At 39.2% G+C, this 5,533-nt stretch carries 5 protein-coding genes and 1 pseudogene; 2 read left to right on the top strand and 4 right to left on the bottom strand.

Annotated features, from left to right (window positions below; translation table 11 throughout):
* A pseudogene (locus WBN20_RS16630) lies at positions 1–307 on the top strand (hypothetical protein); the annotation flags it as partial.
* Between the two features lies 1 nt (position 308).
* Positions 309–2,072: an arylsulfatase gene (locus tag WBN20_RS16625; protein ID WP_424282496.1), complete on the top strand. Its 1,764-nt coding sequence runs from the start codon at positions 309–311 to the stop codon at positions 2,070–2,072.
* 3 nt (positions 2,073–2,075) lie between these two features.
* Here WBN20_RS16625 and WBN20_RS16620 read toward each other — a convergent pair whose 3' ends face one another.
* The 4 genes from WBN20_RS16620 to WBN20_RS16605 form a co-directional block, all read right to left on the bottom strand.
* On the bottom strand, positions 2,076–3,668 hold the full coding sequence (locus tag WBN20_RS16620) for a sulfatase family protein (protein WP_424282495.1): 1,593 nt from the start codon (positions 3,666–3,668) through the stop codon (positions 2,076–2,078).
* A gap of 32 nt (positions 3,669–3,700) precedes the next feature.
* On the bottom strand, positions 3,701–4,540 hold the full coding sequence (locus WBN20_RS16615) for a sugar phosphate isomerase/epimerase family protein (RefSeq protein ID WP_424282494.1): 840 nt from the start codon (positions 4,538–4,540) through the stop codon (positions 3,701–3,703).
* A gap of 15 nt (positions 4,541–4,555) precedes the next feature.
* Positions 4,556–5,272, bottom strand: coding sequence for a gluconate 2-dehydrogenase subunit 3 family protein (locus WBN20_RS16610; protein ID WP_424274180.1), 717 nt, complete (start codon positions 5,270–5,272; stop codon positions 4,556–4,558).
* Between the two features lie 3 nt (positions 5,273–5,275).
* Positions 5,276–5,533 (bottom strand): GMC oxidoreductase (locus WBN20_RS16605; RefSeq protein ID WP_424282493.1); only part of this gene is annotated, 258 nt, incomplete at its 5' end.

Raw genomic sequence — 5,533 nt, 5'->3', positions numbered from 1 at the left:
TCTTTATACGGAAAATGGAATACTCTTGCTTTATAATGGCAAAAATCTAAGTGGAGAAGGCGCAAGCAAAAAAGTAGCTGAGGGCACCTATTGTGGAGGTCAGGTATTGTTTGATGCTGAAGACCCTTCCCGATTTATCAAAAGACTTGAGGTGCCATTTATATGTCCAAGCCTTCCACATGAAACCAGTGGGCAGTACAAAGCGGGGACTACTTTTATTGAAGGTTTGGTCTTTTATAAAAACAAATGGTTCCTATATTATGGAACAGCTGACAGCATGGTAGGATTGGCCGTGAAAACGGAATAAAATGAGATTAAATATAAGTTTGCTGCTACTCCTATTACTCCTTGGGTGTGATAGCAAAAAGGAAGATACAACAATAGTTAAACAGCCAAACATTGTTTTAATCATGGCTGATGACCAGGGATGGGGAGACTTGAGTATACATGGCAATAACAACCTCAATACCCCAAATATTGATGCACTTGCACAAAATGGTGTTTCTTTTCAAAATTTCTATGTTCAGCCTGTTTGTTCTCCAACGAGAGCCGAGATGCTATGCGGAAGGCAATTTCAACGGCTTGGCGTTTATGCTACTTCTGCCGGTGGTGAAAGGCTGAATCTGAACGAAACGACACTTGCTGAGGTATTTAAAATGGCAGGTTACCAAACAGCAGCCTATGGCAAATGGCACAACGGCATGCAACCCCCTTATCATCCTAATACCCGGGGGTTTGATGATTTTTATGGCTTTGCTTCCGGGCATTGGGGTAATTATTTTGATCCGCTCATAGAACATAACGGCAATCTGGTAAAAGGAAAAGGGTTTTTAGTAGATGATCTCACTAACAGAGCCATGGAATTTATCACTAAGAATAAGAAAAAACCCTTTTTACTCTATTTACCCTATAATACACCTCATAGCCCAATGCAGGTTCCGGACAAGTATTGGAATAAATTTATGGATAAGGAATTAACTAAAAAACACCGGGATACTGCTATAGAGGACCCCAATTTTACAAGAGCCGCACTTGCCATGGTGGAGAATATTGATGATAATGTTGGCAGGATAATAAATAAATTGAAAGAATTGAATTTAGAGGAAAACACCATTATCGTATACCTTTCAGACAATGGCCCCAACGGATGGCGGTGGAATGGCGGAATGCGCGGAAAAAAAGGTTCAATTGACGAAGGAGGTGTACGTAGCCCCTTGTTTATCAGTTGGAAAAATACCATACCGGCTTCTAAAAACATAACTCAGATAGCAAGCGCCATTGATATCCTGCCTACTTTGGCCGGTTTAGCCGGTATTGAGACAAAAACACAAAAACCCCTGGATGGGCTTAATATGGAACCTCTAATTTTTGAAGAAAATCCTTCCTGGGAATCCCGGCTTATATACAATCACTGGAATGACAAAACCAGTGTTAGATCACAGGAATTTCGATTGGATGATGAAAACCGACTTTATCATATTCCTTCAGACCTTGGCCAAACAAAGGATGTATCAAAAAATTATCCTGAAGTTTATACTTCTCTATTAAATGCAAAAGAGAGTTGGCTACTGGAAGTGCCAAAACGTTCGGCTTACAACAGGCCATTTACCGTAGGACACCCAGACATTAAGACCACACAACTGCCAGCTCGGGATGGAATAACACATGGCGGGATTAAACGCAGTAATCAATATCCAAATTGTTCCTTTTTTACAAACTGGAGAAGTCTCGAAGATTCAATTAGCTGGGATGCAGAGGTTTTGTCAGATGGCGATTATGAGGTTATTCTGTATTACAGCTGCCCTGAGAAAAATGTAGGATCTACGCTACTGCTTGAATTCGATTCCAACAAGCTTAGTAAAAAAATTACTGAGGCTCATGATCCACCACTACTGGGAATGGAAAATGACAGAATTCCAAGAATTGAATCCTACATAAAAGATTTTAAACCCGTTTCCATGGGAATAATGACCTTAAAAAAAGGCAAAGGGCAACTTACCCTTCGGGCATCGGAAGTAACTGGTGAAGAGGTTATAGATTTTAGATTACTGCTTTTTAATAAATTGAATTAAAAGTTATTCTATACTATAAATCAAATCATCACTGTCTGTATAACCAATCCTGACAGCCTTCGCAATAAATGAAACATTCTTATGCAAAGGCCCGGAAAAAATATGCCAGCTAACATCTCCGGGCTTTTTCCAAATAATAGTAGCGTCAGATTCATCTGAAATCAGATTAATATTATCCCCTTTTTCAACCATTTGAAGTGGTTTTAATTTAGGTTGTTCCCCATTTGATAACCACATTGCTATCAAATCTTTTTCAGGAGTTCTGCCCAGGTCATTGGTTTCTTTGATCCAGGAATTTAAAACCGTTCTCAAATGAACCAAAGTATCCTGCCATTGTATTTGGCTTGAAAGATTTACTAATTCAAAGGGATCATTTTCTATATCATATAATTCTTCCTCTGGCTTAGGTTTTCTGAACCATAAGGAAGGAAGAGAGTCTAATTCTCCGGAGGCCTGCAAAGACATCATATTTTGCATCATAGGCATTTGTTCCCGGTATTTAACCGCCATTGCATTTGATATATTGGTGTTGTAATTCCTTATATACTTAAATCTCTTAGTTCGAACGGCACGTAATTTATCATACATTTCGTCGAACCTGTCTGAAGAGGCGAAAACATATTTGCTTGCCCTACTGTCTTTATAAACTCCAAATCGTGCCTTGCCTTGCATAACCTTCGGAGGACTTATGCCAGCCCAGGAAAGAAGCGTTGGGGCAAAATCTATAAAACTTATAAGTTGGTCATCGTAATTACTCTTTTTTAAATTATCCTGAAATTTAATAACCAATGGCAGCTTTATACCCGTATCATATAAAGCTCGTTTATATCTTGGGAAGGGGCCACCATGATCTCCATAAAAGAAAATTATACTGTTTTCGTATAGGCCGTCTTCCTTTAATTGATTAATAATTACACCCAATTGTTCATCCAAACGTTTTAAGTTGGAATAATTAACCGCCAGATCATGACGAATAACATCGTTATCCGGAAAATACGGTGGAACGGTTATGGAATCTGCTGAGACGTATAATTCTTCTTCACCATGTTTCCAGATGCCTGATTCATGACAAACATTAAAATTAAAAACGGAAAAAAAAGGAGCGTCTTTTGGCCGGTTCCTCCAATGCGCACTCGTACTACTTTCATCCCAAGCAGATTCCGGTGCCCTAAAATTGTAATCCTCTTTGGCGTTATTAGTGCAGTAATAACCTTCCTTACGCAAGTACTCTGTAAACATTTTTACTCCGTCCGGAACTATTGGCGAATAACTGGGAATACCTATCTCTGGCTGATTCTCCGTTGTATAGGCGTTATAAGTGCGCATGTTATGGGTGCCTAAAGTGGTTGGGTACATCCCGGTAATAATTGAACTTCTGGTAGGGGCACAAACTGGTACAGGCGTATAGGCATTGGTAAAAACTACACCGTCTAAAGATAGCGACTCAATATTTGGCAGAGAGATTGTACTATCACCGTACATCGGAAAAAAATCGGGCGATTGATCCTCCGCCACCAACCAGATAATGTTTGGCCTAATTTGGGCCTCACTTTGTATTTCATTATTCTTACATCCAGTTCCAAATGCAAAGAACAAAAAACACAAGTAAAATGATCTAATAATTATTCTCAAAGGCTTTCAAGAAATTTAAGACTATTAGGGACTTGCTCTACAACCCTGGAGCACTCATCTTCAATAAACATATATTCAACAATACCAAGTTCTTTGGCACGTTTAACCACACCAGCAATATCTACTTGTCCCGTTCCCAATACTACGTTAGTCTCAACATCTTCATGCCCTGTATCGTTACCTTTTACCCCATGCTCCATATCCTTAAGATGTAGTAATACAACTTTATCAGGATAGCTATTCAAAAGCGCAAGAGGATCTCCCCCGCCATGATGCACCCAATACACATCCATTTCAAAAGCAAAATGAGCTGCATTTTTTGCCATATAATCAAATAGAGTGCCATCCTCATACGGCCTGAATTCATAACCATGAGCATGATAGGCCAGCGTAATCCCTTCTTCTTTTAATCGTTTCCCTGCTTTATTAAAAACCGTAGTTGCCTCCTTTGTTTTGGCAATATCAAAGGTATTTCCATCATGTGGAATCCATGCGCACATTACATATTTAGCACCAAATGTTTTAGCGTTTTGAACGACTTTCTCTATATCATTCTGCAGGTCCTCATAGCCTGCTCCCACGCTAACCATTTCCAGGCTATTATCCTTAAGCATTTTTTTGTATTCTTCCATTGGAAGTCCATAACTGCCACCCCCTTCTATTTTCGTAATACCCCAGTCATTAATTAGTTTAAGGGTTCCCTGAACATCAGTTTTAAACTGATTTCTCAGGCTGTACAATTGTAAACCTACTTCCTGGGCACTAATTTGATAAGTGCCAAACAGACAGCACAAAAATGCCACTCCCAGAATTGAAATATTATTTTTTTTCTTCATGTCATTAAATTTTATTTACGTCAATAAATTTCCTTCATCATCCCATTCAGCAATTACGCCTCGCTTACTTTGATCCACACATTTAGCCAGCCATTCTTCGTCATAAGCTAAACCGTGTTGTTCAAGAACATCTTCCGGCACACCATCCCAAACATTTGGCATATTCCCTTTATATCCCAGCTCTTCAATGCCAATTTTAGAGGTATAGTATCCGGTGAGTGTAAGATTCCGCATTAAAGAGAAAAATTGTATTTCCAGAGGTTGCTCATCCATGGGTATCTCGGAGTCATAAAACGCAATTGAATCCAGAATTTGTTTTTGTTGATCTACAGAAGCCGACTTAAATTCTGCGCCAAATTCAGTATTACTTTTATGATCGAGCCACATTAGGCCTCCACGTAGATCTGTCTGTAATTTGGGAACGTCTTTAGCCATAAATTCAATAAAATCAGGTACCCCCGCGTCTGTAGCTCCTCCAAATTTATCATTCGGAGGCATTATAAGATTACTCAGAATAGCAATAGTACCTAATTCGTGCTCATTAAAAAACTGTTCAGAATTTAATTTCTCAATTAGTTCCTTCTCTTCCGGAGTCCTCCCAAAGTGATTTTCATCTGATTTAAGTGCCGCTATTTCCTCAGTACTTGCCGATTCGGGCTTACAACCATGAACAACCAGCCCGCCTGCAACGGTTCCAAGTAAGATTGATTTAATACTCTTCCTTCTATCCATTTTTTAGATATTTTGCTGTTTTAATTGTTCTACAATATAGTCCGATGCTCGCCATGACAAGGCCAGGATGGTCCAGGTACAATTTTTATCTCCCTGCGAAACAAAAGGGCCAGCATCAGTTATAAAAACATTATTTACATCGTGCAGCTGTTGAAATTTATTTACCACCGCCTTTTTTGGGTCATCACCCATTCTGGTGGTTCCTACTTCATGAATAATTCTACCAGGAGCTAAAAGGCCATAGTCTTCTTCTTTTGAAGG

Source organism: Eudoraea sp., assembly GCF_049665975.1.
Taxonomy (GTDB): Bacteria; Bacteroidota; Bacteroidia; order Flavobacteriales; family Flavobacteriaceae; genus Eudoraea.
Note: the sequence above shows the minus strand (reverse complement) of the source record. Positions and strands in the feature narration are given on the sequence as shown.

Coding starts and splice junctions, on each gene's coding strand:
- WBN20_RS16625 (WP_424282496.1), top strand. CDS start 309: ATGAGATTAAATATAAGTTTGCTGCTACTCCTATTACTCCTTGGGTGT.
- WBN20_RS16615 (WP_424282494.1), bottom strand. CDS start 4,540: ATGAAGAAAAAAAATAATATTTCAATTCTGGGAGTGGCATTTTTGTGC.
- WBN20_RS16610 (WP_424274180.1), bottom strand. CDS start 5,272: ATGGATAGAAGGAAGAGTATTAAATCAATCTTACTTGGAACCGTTGCA.